This is a genomic window from Streptomyces sp. BV286 (assembly GCF_019090165.1).
GTDB lineage: Bacteria > Actinomycetota > Actinomycetes > Streptomycetales > Streptomycetaceae > Streptomyces.
Genome location: NZ_JAHRIB010000064.1, coordinates 1 through 15,749 on the forward strand (window position 1 = coordinate 1; position 15,749 = coordinate 15,749).

A 15,749-nucleotide genomic window follows, 5' to 3' on the forward strand; every position below is an offset into this window, starting at 1 on the left:
CACCCGACCGGGCGCCGGACGCGGCCCCCCGCGGCCTGCGAGCCCTCGGCCCCGTAGGCCTCGTACTCGCCGGTGGGATCTCCGTCCAGTTCGGCGGCGCCCTCGCCGTCAGTCTCATGCCGCGGGCCGGGGCGCTCGGCGTGGTCACCCTCCGCCTGGCGGTCGCCGCGATCGTGCTGATGGTCATCTGCCGGCCCAGCCTGCGCGGACACTCGCGCGCGGACTGGGGCACCGTCGTCGTCTTCGGCGTCACGATGGCCGCGATGAACGGCCTCTTCTACCAGTCGGTCGCCCGCATCCCGCTCGGCCCCGCCGTCACACTCGAAGTGCTCGGCCCGCTGGCCCTGTCGGTCCTCGCCTCCCGCCGCGCCCTCAACCTCGTATGGGCCGGTCTCGCCCTCGGCGGTGTCTTCCTGCTGGGTGGCGGCGGCGGTTTCGACGGGCTCGACCCGGCCGGCGTCGCCTTCGCCCTGTCGGCAGGTGTCATGTGGGCCGCGTACATCGTCTTCAGCGCACGTACGGGCCGTCGCTTCCCGCAGGCCGACGGCCTTGCGCTGGCGATGGCCGTCGCGGCGGTGGTCTTCTTCCCGCTGGGCGTCATCGAGTCCGGCGACAAGCTTCTGAACCCGACCACGATCGCTCTCGGCGCCGCCGTGGCCGTCCTCTCCTCCGTCCTCCCGTACACGCTCGAACTCCTCGCCCTGCGTCGCCTCCCCGCCTCCACCTTCGCCGTCCTCATGAGCCTCGAACCGGCCATCGCCTCGGTCGCCGGCTTCCTGGTGCTGAGCCAGGCGCTGTCCATGACGGAGGCCATGGCGATCGCACTCGTCATCGGCGCGAGCATGGGAGCGGTACGGACGCAGATCGGACGCGGAAAGGCCAAGAGCCTGGACGCCTAGCCAGGCAACCTCCCGTCCGGCAACCTCCCGGTCAGGCGGTCAGGCGGTCAGGCGGTCAGGCGGTCAGGCGGTCAGGCGGTCAGTCGTCAAGGGGTCAGGCGGTCAGGCGATCCGCGACCAAGCGATCAGGCGATCAACCGGCGGGTTTCTCCCAGACCGAGACATGCTGCCCGCTCTCGCTCGTGAAGGGTTCCCGCGTCCAGTTGTCCCACCGGTCGCGCAGCCGCAGTCCGGCCAGGCGGGCCATCAGGTCCAGTTCCGCCGGCCACACGTACCTGAAGGGGATCGACCGGTAGGAGCCGCGGCCGTCCACGACCTCGACGTAGTTCGAGCTCATCGCCTGCGTCACCACGTCGTACACGTCGAACGACCAGCGCGTCGGGCTCCGGTGGAACGGCACGACGGTCTGCCCGTGCGGAAGCCTGCGCAGTTCGGGCACCCCGACCTCGACGACGAACGTCCCGCCGGGTTCGAGATGCTCGGCGGCATTGCGGAAGCAGGCCACCTGGGCGTCCTGCGTCGTCAGGTTGTTGATCGTGTTGAAGACCAGATACGCGACGGAGAAGGCGCCGTCCACCTTCGTCGTCGCGAAGTCGCCGATCGACACACCGACCGCGTCACCGCCCGGCTTGGCCCGCAGGCGGGCGACCATCGCCCGCGACATGTCGATGCCGTGCACCGCGACACCGCGCCGCGACAACGGCAGGGCGATGCGTCCGGTGCCGATGCCCAGTTCCAGGGCCCGGCCGTCGCCGGCCAGCTCGGCCAGGAGCCCGACCGCCGGATCCACGGCTCCGGGCGCGAACATCTCCGCCGACGACTCGTCGTACGTCGCCGCGACGGGCTCTCCGAAATAACCGTCCTCGTCATCCACCATCGGCCGACCGTACTTCGGCGGCCGCGCGCGGCGCGTGCCAATTTCGCGGCGCGCGAGGGGTGGCACGCGGGACGGTGTGAGGGCAGAGTGACGGGCCGCCGCCGCGAGCCGGGAATTCAATGCAAGCACGCTTGCTTGTTTTCTTGAGTACTGCCATGCTCCGGGGCACACCGTCGTGCCCCGAGGGGAGCGCATCGTGTCCGAGCCTTCATTGGTGATCGATGATCTGCGTCAGGAGAGCGAGCAACTCGACCTGACAGTGGGGGAGTTGGAGGAAGGGCGCTGGGCGCTCGCCACTCCCGCCCCGGGATGGAGCATCGCGCACCAGATCGCGCATCTGGCCTGGACGGACCGGTCCGCCCTGCTCGCCCTGACCGACGCGGAGGCCTTCGCGAAGGAGGTCGAGAAGGCACTGGCCTCGCCCGACCGTTTCGTGGACGAGGCGGCCGAGGAGGGTGCCGCACTGCCCCCGGCACGGCTGCTCGCCGAGTGGCGGGCAGGGCGCGAGGCCCTGGAAGCCGCCATGCGAGCGGCACCCACAGGAGTGCGCTACCCCTGGTACGGGCCGCCCATGTCGGTCGCCTCCATGGCCACGGGCCGGCTCATGGAGACCTGGGCCCACGGGCAGGACGTGGCCGACGCGTTGGGTGTGACGAGACCACCCACGGACCGGCTGCGGCATGTGGTGCGCATCGGGGTACGGGCTCGGAACTTCGCCTTCGCGGTGCATGGGCTCGCCGCGCCCGAGGAGGAGTTCCGCATCGAACTCACCGGGCCCTCCGGCGACCTGTGGGCGTACGGGCCCGAGGACGCCGACCAGCGCGTCACCGGGCCCGCCCTCGACTTCTGCGTCCTCGTCACCCGGCGGGCCCACCGCGCCGACCTCGCCGTACGGGCGGAGGGCCCCGACGCCGACCGCTGGCTGGACGTCGCACAGGCCTTCGCGGGCCCGCCCGGCACGGGCCGCCCGCCGAAGGGGACCACGGCATGACCACCAGCCCGACCCCGTCCGCGACCACGAGCGGCCCCACCGGCCCGACCCCCGGCGTGGCTTCCGGCCCGACCCCCGGTGCGTCCCCCGGCGCGACCGCCGACCTCGGCCCCCGCACAGCCACCGGCACGACGAACCCCGGGCCCGGCCCGGCGGTCCGGCCCCTGCGGATCGGCAACGCCTCCGGCTTCTACGGCGACCGCTTCGACGCGATGCGCGAGATGCTCACCGGCGGCCCGCTGGACGTCCTGACCGGCGACTACCTCGCCGAGCTGACCATGCTCATCCTCGGCCGCGACCGGCTCAGGGACCCGGCCGGCGGCTACGCCCGCACCTTCCTGCGGCAGCTGGAGGAGTGCCTCGGACTCGCCCACGAGCGGGGCGTGCGGATCGTGGCGAACGCGGGTGGCCTCAACCCGGCCGGACTCGCCGCCGCCGTACGGGACCTGGCCGGCCGCCTGGGCATCCCGGCCCGGGTCGCCCACGTCGAGGGCGACGACCTCACCGGCCGCCACCCGGAGAGCCTCGCCGCGCACGCCTACCTCGGCGGCGGCGGCATCGCGGCCTGCCTGCGCGAGGGCGCCGACGTGGTCGTCACCGGGCGGGTGACCGACGCCGCACTCGTCACCGGCCCCGCGGTCGCCCACTTCGGCTGGGCGCCGGACGCGTACGACCGCCTCGCGGGAGCCGTCGTCGCCGGGCACGTCCTGGAGTGCGGCACCCAGGCCACCGGCGGCAACTACGCCTTCTTCGCCGAGCACGACCCGGCCCGGCTGCGCCACCCCGGTTTCCCGGTCGCCGAACTACACGAGGACGGCACGAGCGTCATCACCAAGCACGACGGCACCGGCGGCGTCGTGGACACCGGCACGGTCACCGCCCAGCTCCTGTACGAGACGTCCGGCGCCCGGTACGCCGGACCCGACGTCACCGCCCGCCTCGACTCGGTCCGGCTCACCCAGGAGGGCCCCGACCGGGTACGGATCGACGGGGTGCGCGGCGAGGCGCCGCCGCCCACGCTCAAGGCCGGGCTCAACCGGCTCGGCGGCTTCCGCAACGAGGTCGTGTTCGTGCTGACCGGGCTCGACATCGAGGCGAAGGCCGCGTTCGTCCGGGCCCAACTGGAGAGCGTCCTCATGGCCGCCAAGTCCCGCCCGGCCGAGGTCCGCTGGGAACTCGCCCGCACCGACCACCCCGACGCGCCCACCGAGGAGACCGCCAGCGCCCTGCTCCGGCTCGTCGTGCGGGACCCCGACCAGGACGCCGTGGGCCGCACCCTCAGCGGATCCGCCATCGAACTGGCCCTCGGCAGCTACCCCGGGTTCCATGTGCTGGCGCCACCCGGAAAGGGCGCTCCCTATGGGGTCTTCGAGGACGTGTACGTCCCCCATGGGGAGGTGGACCATGTGGCGGTCCTCCACGACGGGCGCCGGATCCCTGTGATGCCCGCCCAGGACACCCTCGTACTCGGGCCCGTCGAGGAACCACCGCTGCCCCCGCCCCTGCCGGCCGGTTCGCCGGTGCGCCGCGCACCCCTCGGGCTCGTCGCCGGCGCCCGCAGCGGCGACAAGGGCGGGAACGCGAACGTCGGCGTCTGGGCCCGTACCGACGACGCCTGGCGCTGGCTCGCGCACACCCTCACGGCAGACCGGTTCCGCGAACTCCTCCCGGAGACGGCCGCCCTGACCGTCGTACGCCATGCCCTGCCCAACCTCCGCGCCCTGAACTTCGTCGTCGAGGGGATCCTCGGCGAGGGCGTCGCCGCGCAGCACCGGTTCGACCCGCAGGCCAAGGCCCTCGGCGAATGGCTGCGCTCCCGCCATCTCGACATCCCGGAGGTACTCCTGTGACCGTCCTGGCGTCCGCCCTCGACACCTCCTCCGCCGACTACGCGGCCCACCGCGAGGCGATGCTCGCCAAACTCACCGACCTCGACGCCGAGCACGCGAAAGCGCTCGCGGGCGGCGGCGAGAAGTACGTGGCCCGGCACAGGAAACGCGGCAAGCTGCTCGCCCGCGAACGCATCGAGCTGCTCCTCGACCCCGACACACCGTTCCTGGAACTCAGCCCCCTGGCGGCCTGGGGGAGCACCTCCCCCGAGTACACGGTCGGTGCCTCGCTCGTCACCGGCATCGGTGTCGTCGAGGGCGTCGAGTGCCTGATCACGGCGAACGACCCGACCGTGCGCGGCGGCGCCAGCAACCCCTGGAGCCTGAAGAAGGCCCTGCGGGCCAACGACATCGCGTACACCAACCGGCTGCCGTGCATCAGTCTCGTCGAGTCGGGCGGCGCCGACCTCCCCTCCCAAAAGGAGATCTTCATCCCGGGCGGGGCCGTCTTCCGCGACCTGACCCGGCTCTCCGCGGCCGGGATCCCGACCGTCGCCGTCGTCTTCGGCAACTCCACCGCCGGCGGCGCGTACGTCCCCGGCATGTCCGACCACGTGATCATGGTCAAGGAGCGGGCGAAGGTCTTCCTCGGCGGTCCGCCGCTGGTCAAGATGGCCACCGGCGAGGAGAGCGACGACGAGTCCCTCGGCGGGGCCGAGATGCACGCGCGCGTGTCGGGTCTCGCGGACCACTTCGCCGTCGACGAGCGCGACGCCCTCAGGCAGGCCCGGCGCGTGGTCGCCCGCCTCAACCACCGCAAGGCGTACGCCGATCCGGCCCCGGCCGCCCCGCCCAAGTACGACGAGGACGAACTCCTCGGCATCGTCCCCGGGGACCTGCGCACCCCCTTCGACCCCCGTGAGGTCGTCGCGCGGATCGTCGACGCCTCCGACTTCGACGAGTTCAAGCCGCTCTACGGGACGAGCCTCACCACCGGCTGGGCGACCCTCCACGGCTATCCGGTGGGCATCCTCGCCAACGCGCGCGGCGTGCTCTTCAGCGAGGAGTCGCAGAAGGCCGCCCAGTTCATCCAGCTGGCCAACCAGCGCGACATCCCCCTGCTCTTCCTCCACAACACCACCGGCTACATGGTCGGCAAGGAGTACGAGCAGGGCGGCATCATCAAGCACGGCGCGATGATGATCAACGCGGTGAGCAACTCGAAGGTCCCGCACCTGTCCGTGCTCATGGGCGCCTCGTACGGAGCCGGTCACTACGGCATGTGCGGGCGCGCCTACGACCCGCGCTTCCTGTTCGCCTGGCCCAGCGCCAAGTCCGCCGTCATGGGCCCGCAGCAGCTCGCCGGCGTCCTGTCGATCGTCGCCCGGCAGTCCGCGACCGCGAAGGGACAGCCGTACGACGAGGACGCCGACGCCGCCCTGCGCGCCATGGTCGAGCAGCAGATCGAGTCGGAGTCCCTGCCGATGTTCCTGTCCGGGCGGCTGTACGACGACGGCGTCATCGACCCGCGCGACACCCGAACCGTCCTCGGCCTGTGCCTGTCCGCCCTCCACACGGCGCCCTACGAGGGCGCGCGGGGCAGCTTCGGCGTCTTCCGGATGTGAGAGGCGGGACGGGCATGACTGATGTGAGAGGTCCCATGATTGCGAGCCTGCTGGTCGCCAACCGCGGCGAGATCGCCTGCCGCGTCTTCCGCACCTGCCACGAACTGGGCATCCGTACCGTCGCCGTGTACTCGGACGCCGACGAGAACGCCCTCCACACGCGCGTGGCCGACACCGCCGTACGCCTCCCGGGCGCGTCGCCCGCCGAGACGTATCTGCGCGGCGAGCTGATCGTGAAGGCCGCCGTCGCGGCGGGTGCCGACGCCGTCCATCCCGGGTACGGCTTCCTCTCCGAGAACGCCGACTTCGGGCGGGCCGTCATCGACGCGGGCCTCGTCTGGATCGGGCCGCCCCCCGAGGCGATCGAGGCGATGGCCTCCAAGACCCGCGCCAAGGACCTGATGTCGGCCGCCGGGGTGCCGCTGCTCGCACCCCTGGACCCGGACGCGGTGACCGCCGCCGACCTGCCGGTCCTGGTGAAGGCGGCGGCGGGCGGCGGCGGCCGCGGCATGCGGATCGTCCGCGAACTCACCGATCTGCCGAGCGAGTTGCGGGCCGCGTCGGCCGAGGCCGAGAGTGCCTTCGGCGACGGCTCGGTCTTCGTGGAGCCGTACGTCGAGCGGGCGCGGCACGTCGAGGTGCAGATCGTCGCCGACGGCCACGGCACCGTCTGGGCCCTCGGCACCCGCGACTGCTCCCTCCAGCGCCGCCACCAGAAGGTGATCGAGGAGGCCCCCGCGCCGGGCCTCGGCCCCGACACGGAACAGCGGCTGCGCTCCGCGGCGACGGCCGCCGCCCGGACGATCGCCTACACGGGCGCCGGCACCGTCGAGTTCCTGGTCTCCGGGGACCGCGTCCACTTCCTGGAGATGAACACCCGCCTCCAGGTCGAACACCCCGTGACCGAGGCCGTGTTCGGCATCGACCTGGTCGCCCTCCAACTGCGCGTCGCCGAGGGCACCGCCCTGGACAAGGACCCGCCGTCCCCGTCCGGCCACGCCGTCGAGGCCCGCCTCTACGCCGAGGACCCCGCCGAGGACTGGGCCCCGCAGACCGGCACCCTCCACCGCCTGTCCGTGCCCGGCGTCCGCCTCGACACGGGCTACGGGGACGGCGACACGATCGGCGTCCACTACGACGCCATGCTCGCCAAGGCCGTCGCCCACGCCCCCACCCGCGCGGAGGCCGTCCGCAAACTCGCCGGAGCCCTGGAGCGGGCGACCGTCCACGGCCCCACCACCAACCGCGACCTGCTCGTACGCTCCCTGCGCCACGAGGAGTTCACGACGGCCCGCATGGACACCGCCTTCTACGAACGCCACCTGGGCGAGCTCACCACACCCGCCCCGGACCCGTACGCCCCCCTGGCCGCCGCGCTCGCCGACGCCCACGGCCGCTCCCGGTTCGGCGGCTGGCGCAACCTGCCCTCCCAGCCGCAGAGCAGGCGCTACCTCGTGGCGGGCGAGGAGCACGAGGTCCACTACCGGCACACCCGCCGGGGCCCGGCCGCCGACGGGGTCCACGTGGTGCAGGTCTCGCCCGGCCTCGTCGTCCTCGAAATCGGCGGGGTACGGCGCAAGTTCGACGTGGCCCGGCACGGCGACCGCGTCCACGTGAACGGCACCACGCTCACGGCCCTGCCCCGCTTCCCCGCCCCGGAGGCCGACCACGCCCCCGGCTCCCTCCTGGCCCCCATGCCCGGCACGGTCGTCCGCCTCGCGGAAGGCCTGACCACCGGATCCGCGGTGGAGGCCGGCACCCCCCTCGTCTGGCTGGAGGCGATGAAGATGGAACACCGGATCACCGCCCCGGCCGCCGGCACACTCACGGCCCTGCACGCGGCCCCCGGCCAACAGGTGGAGATGGGCGCCCTGTTGGCAGTGGTCGAGCCCCTTTAGGGGCGCGGGGAACTGCTCGACACGCCACGACGAACCGGCACTCTCCACACGGCATCCGCCCCCTCCCCCTGAGGAGCCCCATGACACCCGTCCTGGAATCAGACGAGCACAAGGCCCTCCGCGCAGCGGTCGCCGCCCTCGGCAAGCGGTACGGCCGCGCCTACCTCGCCAAGGTCATCGCGGAGAAGGGCCACCCCGACGAACTCTGGGCGGAAGCCGCCAAACTCGGCTACCTGGGCGTCAACCTGCCGGAGGCACACGGCGGCGGAGGCGGCGGAATCGCCGAACTCTCCATCGTACTGGAGGAGTTGGGCGCCGCCGGCTGCCCCCTCCTGATGATGGTCGTCTCCCCGGCGATCTGCGGCACGGTCATCGCCCGCTTCGGCACTCAGCAGCAGAAACAGGAGTGGCTCCCGGCCCTGGCCGACGGCACCCGCACCATGGCCTTCGGCATCACCGAACCCGACGCGGGCTCCAACAGCCACCGCATCACCACCACCGCCCGCCGCGCGGACGACGGCACCGACTGGATCCTCACCGGCCGCAAGGTCTTCATCTCGGGTGTCGACATCGCCGACGCCACCCTCGTCGTGGGCCGCACGGCCGACGCCCGCACCGGCAAACTCAAGCCCTGCCTGTTCATCGTGCCCCGAGACGCACCCGGCTTCGCACGACGGCAGATCGACATGGAACTGCACGGCGCGGAAAAGCAGTTCGAGCTGACCCTGGACGACGTACGCCTGCCCGCCGACGCCCTCGTCGGGGACGAGGACGCCGGCCTGCTCCAGCTCTTCGCGGGCCTCAACCCCGAACGCATCATGACCGCCGCCTTCGCGATCGGCATGGGCCGCTACGCACTGGCCAAGGCCGTCGCCTACGCACGCGAACGCACGGTCTGGCGGGACCCCATCGGCGCCCACCAGGCCATCGCGCACCCCCTGGCCCAGGCGCACATCGAACTCGAACTCGCCCGCCTGATGATGCAGAAAGCGGCCCTCCTGTACGACTCGGGGGACGACGCCGGCGCCGGAGAGGCCGCGAACATGGCCAAGTACGCGGCCGCCGAAGCCTGCGTGAAAGCGGTCGACCAGTCCGTGCACACCCTCGGCGGCAACGGCCTGACCGGCGAGTTCGGTCTCGCCTCGCTCATCACCGCGTCCCGCGTGGCCCGTATCGCACCCGTCAGCCGGGAGATGATCCTCAACTACGTGTCGCACCAGACCCTGGGCCTGCCGAAGTCCTACTAGCACTATCTCCCTACGGCCACCGGCTTCCGTACGGCCACCGGCCTCCGTGCAACTTCCGGCTCCTGGAAAGGGCCCGCCATGGTGTTCCGCAGCGAGTACGAAGACGTTCCCGCCGTAGAAGAACCCATCCACGAAGCAGTACTGGGCCGTGCCGCCTCCCGGGGCGACACCCCCGCCCTGATCGACGGCGTGAACGGGATGACCCTCACGTACGCCCAACTCGACACGTTCCACCGGCGGATCGCCGCCGCCCTCGCCGAACTCGGCGTCCGCAAAGGTGACGTGCTGGCCCTGCACAGCCCCAACACGGTCGCCTTCCCCACGGCGTTCTTCGCCGCCACCCGCGCGGGAGCCGCGGTCACCACCGTGCACCCGCTCGCCACCGCCGAGGAGTTCGCGAAACAGCTCAGGGACAGCGCCGCCGAGTGGATCGTCACGGTGTCCCCGCTCCTGGAAACGGCCCGCGCGGCGGCCGAACTCGCGGGCGGCGTACGGGAGATCCTCGTCTGCGACCAGGCCCCCGGACACCGCTCCCTGCTAGACATGCTGGGCTCCACAGCCCCCGAACCCCAGGTCGACATCGACCCCGCGACGGACGTGGCGGCCCTCCCGTACTCCTCCGGGACGACCGGCAGCCCCAAGGGAGTGATGCTCACCCACCGGAACATCGCCACCAACCTGGCACAGCTGTCACCCACCATGCCGATGGGCCCCGGCGACCGCATCCTCGCCGTCCTGCCCTTCTTCCACATCTACGGCCTCACCGCCCTCATGAACGCACCCCTCAGGCAGGGCGCCACCGTCGTCGTCCTGCCGCGCTTCGACCTCGAAACGTTCCTCGCGGCCATCGAGAAACACCGCATCACCGGCCTGTACGTGGCCCCGCCGATCGTGCTCGCCCTCGCCAAGCACCCCGCCGTCGAGGGCTACGACCTGTCGTCCCTGCAGTACGTCATCAGCGCGGCCGCACCCCTGGACGCCGAACTGGCGGAAGCCTGTTCACGCAGGCTGTCCCTGCCGCCCGTCGGCCAGGCCTACGGCATGACCGAACTGTCACCCGGCACCCACGTCGTCCCCCTGAACGCCGAGAACCCACCCCCCGGAAGCGTCGGCAAACTCATCCCGGGCACCGAGATGCGCATCGTGTCCCTGGACGACCCCGCGAAGGACGTCGGCGCCGACGAACGCGGCGAGATCGTCATCCGCGGCCCCCAGGTCATGAAGGGCTACCTGGGACGCCCCGAGGAGACCGCCGCGATGATCGACGACGACGGCTGGCTGCACACCGGCGACGTCGGACACGTCGACGCGGACGGCTGGCTGTACGTCGTCGACCGCGTCAAGGAACTCATCAAGTACAAGGGCTTCCAGGTGGCCCCCGCCGAACTCGAAGCACTCCTGCTCACCCATCCCGGCATCGCCGACGCCGCCGTCATCGGGGTCTACGACACCGACCACAACGAGAGGCCCCACGCCTACGTGGTGCGCCAGCCGGCCGCGCCCGGCCTCACCGAGGCGGACGTCATGGAGTACGTCGCCGAACGCGTCGCCCCGTACAAGAAGATCCGGCACGTCGACTTCATCGACGGGGTGCCCAGGGCGGCCTCCGGGAAGATCCTGCGACGGGAACTGAGGGAGCGCGCATGACCGAGGTGCGGCGGTCGCACGAGCGCGGGATCACCACCCTCACGCTCGACGCGCCCGAGCGGCGCAACGCCCTCTCCGCCCGACTGGTGGGGGAACTGGCGGACGCGCTCACGGAGTGCGGCAAGGACGGCGACGTACGAGCCGTCGTCCTCACCCACACCGGCAACACCTTCAGCGCGGGCGCGGACCTGCGCGACCCGCCGCACCCGGACGTCCTGGTCGCCCTGCTGCGGCAGATCGTCGAACTGCCCAAACCCGTCGTCGCCCGCGTCACCGGCCACGTACGCGCGGGCGGCCTCGGGCTCCTCGGCGCCTGCGACATCGCGGGCGCCGCGGCCACGGCCACCTTCGCCTTCACCGAGGTACGCATCGGCGTAGCACCCGCCGTGATCTCACTGCCCCTCCTGCCACGCCTCGACCCGCGCGCCGTGGCCCGCTACTACCTCACCGGAGAGAAATTCGACGCGGCCGAGGCCGCCAGGATCGGCCTCGTCACGCTCGCGGGCGACGACGCCGACGACGTACTCGCACCCGTGCTCGACGGGCTGCGCCGATCCTCACCCCAGGGGCTGGCCGAGACGAAACGGCTGCTCACGGCTAAGGTGCTGGACACCTTCGACCGGGACGCGGCCGACCTGACCGCACTCTCGGCCCGGCTGTTCGCCTCCGAGCAGGCCCGCGAGGGAATGACGGCCTTCCTAGAACGACGGGACCCCTCATGGATGTGGTGAACGGCACGCCGCCGGCGGAACGCGTCCCCAAACAGGACCGCAGCCGCGCCACCCGGCAGCGCCTCCTCGAAGCCGCCGTCGCCTGCCTCGCCGAACGCGGCTGGGCAGGCTCCACGGTCTCCGTCGTCGCCGAACGCGCCGGAGTGTCGCGGGGCGCCGCACAACACCACTTCCCGACCCGCGAGGACCTCTTCACGGCAGCCGTCGAGTACGTCGCCGAGGAACGCTCCACGGCCCTGCGCGCCCTCTTCCCCGAAGGCGCCACCGACCGCCGTGCCGTCGTCGCCGCCCTCGTCGACCTCTACACCGGCCCCCTGTTCCGCGCCGCCCTCCACCTGTGGGTCGCCGCCTCGAACGAGGACCAGCTGCGCCCCCGCGTGACCGAACTGGAGGGCCGGGTCGGCCGCGAGACCCACCACATAGCCGTCGAACTGCTCAGGGCCGACGAGTCCCGCCCCGGCGTCCGCGAGACCGTCCAGGGATTCCTCGACATGTCCCGCGGCCTGGGCCTGGCCAACCTCCTCACCGACGACACGGCCCGCCGGGACAGGGTGGTCGCCCAGTGGGCACAGATCCTGGACGGGGCCCTGGACTGAGCCGATCCTGGACGGGGCCCCGGACCGAGCCGAAGACGCCCGGCGCCGGCGAAGACCGTCAGGGACTGAGCCGCTCCACCCGCCACGACCCGTCCTCCCGCACCACGTACCGCAACCGGTCGTGCAGCCGGTTCTCCCGCCCCTGCCAGAACTCGACCGCCCGCGGAGCGACCCGGAACCCACCCCAGTTCGGCGGCACCGGCACCTGCTCGCCCTCCGGATACCGGCCGGCCAGCTCGGCGTACGACGCGTCGAGCTCGGCCCGCGAGAAGACCACCGCGGACTGGGTGCTGGCCCACGCCCCGAGCTGCGACCCGTGCGGCCGCGTACGGAAGTACGCGGCCGTCTCGTCACGCCCCGTGCGCCGCGCGACGCCGGTGACGACGACCTGCCGGGCCACCGGATGCCACGGGAAGAGCAACGAGACGTACGGGTTCTCGGACAGTTCGCGCGCCTTGCGGGACCCGTAGTTCGTGTAGAAGACGAACCCCTGCTCGTCGTACTGCTTCAGCAGCACCGTGCGGGAACTGGGCCGCCCCTCGGCGTCCGCCGTGGAGACGACCATGGCGTTCGGCTCGTACATCACGCCCTGCGCCGCGGCCTGCGCGAACCAGCGCCCGAACTGCTCCATGGGATGGTCGGCCAGCTCGGTCTCGTCGATCCCCTCGGCCCGGTACTGCTTGCGCATCAACGCCGGGTCGAGGGCGGGGTCACGGTCGGTCACGCCGTCATCCTGCCGCATCCCGACGGGAAGCAGAGGGCGGCGGGTGGCACTCGGCGGGCGTGGGCTTCATCACTGCGTGGCACTGAGTGCCGCGTACTCTCCACAAAGGTGGCACCAACGGATATCGTCCTGGTTTCCGAAACGGTTGGGTGACCGCCGACCGCACGGGGCATCACCGGGACGACGCACGGACCGCGAGTCCACGAGGCGACCGCGGAACCGGACGATCACAACCCATCACAGACACAAGGTCACGAGAACCCCGGCACCACACCGTCTGTCGCACACATCATGAGGAGCCGCCTGATGTCCGACTTCGTACCCGGACTCGAGGGAGTCGTCGCTTTCGAGACGGAGATCGCCGAACCGGACAAGGAGGGCGGCGCCCTCCGGTACCGGGGCGTCGACATCGAGGATCTGGTCGGCCACGTCTCCTTCGGCAACGTCTGGGGACTGCTCGTCGACGGAGCCTTCAACCCCGGCCTGCCGCCCGCCGAACCGTTCCCGATCCCCGTCCACTCCGGCGACATCCGCGTCGACGTCCAGTCCGCGCTCGCCATGCTCGCCCCCGTCTGGGGCCTCAAACCACTCCTTGACATCGACGAGCAGCAGGCCCGCGCGGACCTCGCCCGCGCCGCGGTCATGGCCCTCTCGTACGTCGCCCAGTCCGCCCGCGGCCAAGGCCTGCCGATGGTCCCGCAGCGCGAGATCGACAAGGCACAGTCCGTCGTCGAACGCTTCATGATCCGCTGGCGCGGCGAACCCGACCCCAAGCACGTCGCGGCCGTCGACGCCTACTGGACCTCCGCCGCCGAGCACGGCATGAACGCCTCCACGTTCACCGCCCGCGTCATCGCCTCCACCGGCGCCGACGTGGCGGCGGCCCTCTCCGGAGCCGTCGGCGCCATGTCCGGCCCACTGCACGGCGGCGCCCCCTCCCGCGTCCTCGGCATGATCGAGGAGATCGAGCGCACCGGCGACGCCGACGCCTACGTCCGGCAGGCCCTCGACAAGGGCGAGCGGCTCATGGGCTTCGGCCACCGGGTGTACCGCGCCGAGGACCCCCGCGCACGCGTGCTCCGCCGCACCGCCCGTGAACTGGGAGCCCCCCGCTTCGAGGTCGCCGAAGCCCTGGAGAAGGCGGCCCTCGCCGAACTCCACGCCCGGCGCCCCGACCGCGTCCTCGCGACGAACGTCGAGTTCTGGGCCGCCATCGTCCTCGACTTCGCCGAGGTCCCGGCCCACATGTTCACCTCGATGTTCACCTGCGCCCGCACCGCCGGCTGGTCCGCGCACATCCTGGAACAGAAGCGCACCGGACGCCTCGTACGTCCCTCCGCCCGCTACGTCGGCCCCGGCACGCGCAGCCCACGCGACATCGAGGGCTACGGAGACATCGCCCACTGAGATCGAGTGTGTTCACAGCACATGTGGCGGCCCTCCACGGAGAGCCGCCACACGTGTGTCACGCCGGAGTCAGCAGCTCCGCGTGATGACGGGCCGCCACCAGCGGATGCGCCCGCACCTTGCCCTTCAGCTCGTTGCGCCCGTACTCCGCGAAGAGCGGGTTCGCCGGATCACTCGTCACCCCGGGCGCCGTCGAGGCGTACGGGAAGGGCAGCGGCTCGACCCGGGCGTCCAGCCGCGGGTTGTAGAAGAACGGCACCGAGAACCGCTCGGTCGCACCGGGCGGACTGACCACCCGATGGTTGGTGGCGAGGAGATACCCGTCCGTCGCCACTTCGAGCAGCTCACCGAGATTGACGACGAACGCGCCCGGGATCGGCGGCACGTCATGGAACAGCCCGTCCTCCCGCTGCACCTGAAGCCCGCCCACCTGGTCCTGCATCAGCAGCGTCAGGAACCCGTAGTCCTTGTGCGCCCCGACCCCCTGAGCGGTCCCGTCCCCGGAACTCCCCGGATACCGGACCAGCTTCAGATGCGGATGCGCCCGCTCCCCGAAGACCGGGTCGTAGAAACCGGCGGGCGCGCCGATGGCGACGAGCAGCTCGCGCAGGAGCCGCGCCGCGACCGCGCTGAGCCGGTCGATCCACACCAGGGCGGCGCTCCGCAGCTCGGGCAGCGCGGCCGGCCACTGGTTGGGGCCCTCCAGCCACCAGTACGGGGGCTCACCGGGAGCGGGCGCCCGTGCGGGCCGCTCGGCGCCTATGTCGAGCTGGTCGCGCCAGTCGCGGCTGCCGCCCGTGCGCTCGTCCCCGGTCCGCGTGTAGCCGCGGAAGTGCGGTGAGTGGACGTTGTCGATCGCGAGCCGGTCGGCCTCCGGAAGCGCGAAGAACCGGTGCATCGCGTCGAGCAGGGCGGACGTCTCGGCGGCACCCACCCCGTGCCCGACGAGCTGGAAGAACCCCACGTCGTGGGCGGCGCTGTGCAACTGCGCGTGCAGCAGGGCACGCGCCTGGGGGCCGCGGTCGGCCGCGGCGAGATCGATGATCGGGAGCTGCTGGTACGACGTGTTCGTCGACAGGTTCGTCATGGTGTGCGTCCGCAGGGGTTTACGGGCCCGGGCCGGCCGCCGGGAACGGGGCGGGGCCGCAGGAGCCAGGTGAAGTGCTAAGAGGGGCCGAGGTCAGGCGGAAGGCCGACAGCCCATGCTCGTGACGCGCACGTAGTCCACGTGTCGGCGTCGGACGAGCATCGGAAGCATGGCGCAAGCGTACTGCGAAC

At 72.0% G+C, this 15,749-nt stretch carries 13 protein-coding genes; 10 read left to right on the forward strand and 3 right to left on the reverse strand.

Translation table 11 applies throughout. From position 1 onward, the window contains the following. A partial coding sequence (locus KUF83_RS09700; RefSeq protein ID WP_374106030.1) for a DMT family transporter occupies positions 1-899 on the forward strand: 899 nt, incomplete at its 5' end. Between the two features lie 133 nt (positions 900-1,032). Here KUF83_RS09700 and KUF83_RS09705 read toward each other — a convergent pair. Continuing rightward, on the reverse strand, positions 1,033-1,776 hold the full coding sequence (locus tag KUF83_RS09705; protein ID WP_217454200.1) for a class I SAM-dependent methyltransferase: 744 nt from the start codon (positions 1,774-1,776) through the stop codon (positions 1,033-1,035). 196 nt (positions 1,777-1,972) lie between these two features. Between KUF83_RS09705 and KUF83_RS09710 the strand changes: the two genes are divergently transcribed. The 8 genes from KUF83_RS09710 (at position 1,973) to KUF83_RS09745 (ending at position 12,340) form a co-directional block, all read left to right on the forward strand. Further along, positions 1,973-2,767 carry a TIGR03084 family metal-binding protein gene (locus KUF83_RS09710; RefSeq protein ID WP_217454201.1) on the forward strand — a complete coding sequence of 265 codons (795 nt, stop codon included), beginning with the start codon at positions 1,973-1,975 and terminating at the stop codon, positions 2,765-2,767. Continuing rightward, positions 2,764-4,617, forward strand: coding sequence for an acyclic terpene utilization AtuA family protein (locus tag KUF83_RS09715; RefSeq protein WP_217454202.1), 1,854 nt, complete (start codon positions 2,764-2,766; stop codon positions 4,615-4,617). Before KUF83_RS09710 ends, KUF83_RS09715 begins: the two co-directional genes overlap by 4 nt. Then, a complete protein-coding gene (locus KUF83_RS09720; protein WP_217454203.1) occupies positions 4,614-6,221 on the forward strand; it encodes an acyl-CoA carboxylase subunit beta in 1,608 nt (535 codons plus the stop codon). The genes KUF83_RS09715 and KUF83_RS09720 overlap by 4 nt, the downstream gene beginning before the upstream one ends. 35 nt (positions 6,222-6,256) lie before the next feature. Beyond that, positions 6,257-8,119, forward strand: coding sequence for a biotin carboxylase N-terminal domain-containing protein (locus KUF83_RS09725; protein ID WP_217454204.1), 1,863 nt, complete (start codon positions 6,257-6,259; stop codon positions 8,117-8,119). 80 nt (positions 8,120-8,199) lie between these two features. After that, entirely contained in the window at positions 8,200-9,366 is a 1,167-nt protein-coding gene (locus KUF83_RS09730; protein WP_217454205.1) for an acyl-CoA dehydrogenase family protein, read from the forward strand. An 81-nt stretch (positions 9,367-9,447) separates the two neighbouring features. Then, positions 9,448-11,013, forward strand: coding sequence for a 4-coumarate--CoA ligase family protein (locus KUF83_RS09735; RefSeq protein WP_217454219.1), 1,566 nt, complete (start codon positions 9,448-9,450; stop codon positions 11,011-11,013). Continuing rightward, a complete protein-coding gene (locus tag KUF83_RS09740; RefSeq protein ID WP_217454206.1) occupies positions 11,010-11,744 on the forward strand; it encodes an enoyl-CoA hydratase family protein in 735 nt (244 codons plus the stop codon). The genes KUF83_RS09735 and KUF83_RS09740 overlap by 4 nt, the downstream gene beginning before the upstream one ends. After that, complete coding sequence (locus KUF83_RS09745) at positions 11,732-12,340, forward strand: TetR/AcrR family transcriptional regulator (protein WP_217454207.1); 609 nt, start codon at positions 11,732-11,734, stop codon at positions 12,338-12,340. The genes KUF83_RS09740 and KUF83_RS09745 overlap by 13 nt, the downstream gene beginning before the upstream one ends. A 58-nt stretch (positions 12,341-12,398) precedes the next feature. Here KUF83_RS09745 and pdxH read toward each other — a convergent pair whose 3' ends face one another. Beyond that, positions 12,399-13,082, reverse strand: coding sequence for a pyridoxamine 5'-phosphate oxidase (gene pdxH / locus KUF83_RS09750; protein ID WP_217454208.1), 684 nt, complete (start codon positions 13,080-13,082; stop codon positions 12,399-12,401). A gap of 288 nt (positions 13,083-13,370) precedes the next feature. Here pdxH and KUF83_RS09755 point away from each other — a divergent pair, with 288 nt between their 5' ends. Further along, complete coding sequence (locus tag KUF83_RS09755; RefSeq protein ID WP_217454209.1) at positions 13,371-14,471, forward strand: citrate synthase 2; 1,101 nt, start codon at positions 13,371-13,373, stop codon at positions 14,469-14,471. A gap of 58 nt (positions 14,472-14,529) precedes the next feature. Here KUF83_RS09755 and KUF83_RS09760 read toward each other — a convergent pair whose 3' ends face one another. Then, positions 14,530-15,558, reverse strand: a complete 1,029-nt coding sequence (locus KUF83_RS09760; protein ID WP_217454210.1) for an isopenicillin N synthase family oxygenase — start codon at positions 15,556-15,558, stop codon at positions 14,530-14,532. Positions 15,559-15,749: the final 191 nt, after the last annotated feature.

What these genes read in the sequence shown, in the direction of transcription:
- KUF83_RS09715 (WP_217454202.1), top strand. Translation starts at nt 2,764, where the DNA reads ATGACCACCAGCCCGACCCCGTCCGCGACCACGAGCGGCCCCACCGGC.
- KUF83_RS09730 (WP_217454205.1), top strand. Translation starts at nt 8,200, where the DNA reads ATGACACCCGTCCTGGAATCAGACGAGCACAAGGCCCTCCGCGCAGCG.
- KUF83_RS09740 (WP_217454206.1), top strand. Translation starts at nt 11,010, where the DNA reads ATGACCGAGGTGCGGCGGTCGCACGAGCGCGGGATCACCACCCTCACG.
- KUF83_RS09760 (WP_217454210.1), bottom strand. Translation starts at nt 15,558, where the DNA reads ATGACGAACCTGTCGACGAACACGTCGTACCAGCAGCTCCCGATCATC.
- pdxH (WP_217454208.1), bottom strand. Translation starts at nt 13,082, where the DNA reads ATGCGGCAGGATGACGGCGTGACCGACCGTGACCCCGCCCTCGACCCG.
- KUF83_RS09745 (WP_217454207.1), top strand. Translation starts at nt 11,732, where the DNA reads ATGGATGTGGTGAACGGCACGCCGCCGGCGGAACGCGTCCCCAAACAG.
- KUF83_RS09705 (WP_217454200.1), bottom strand. Translation starts at nt 1,776, where the DNA reads ATGGTGGATGACGAGGACGGTTATTTCGGAGAGCCCGTCGCGGCGACG.
- KUF83_RS09725 (WP_217454204.1), top strand. Translation starts at nt 6,257, where the DNA reads ATGATTGCGAGCCTGCTGGTCGCCAACCGCGGCGAGATCGCCTGCCGC.
- KUF83_RS09755 (WP_217454209.1), top strand. Translation starts at nt 13,371, where the DNA reads ATGTCCGACTTCGTACCCGGACTCGAGGGAGTCGTCGCTTTCGAGACG.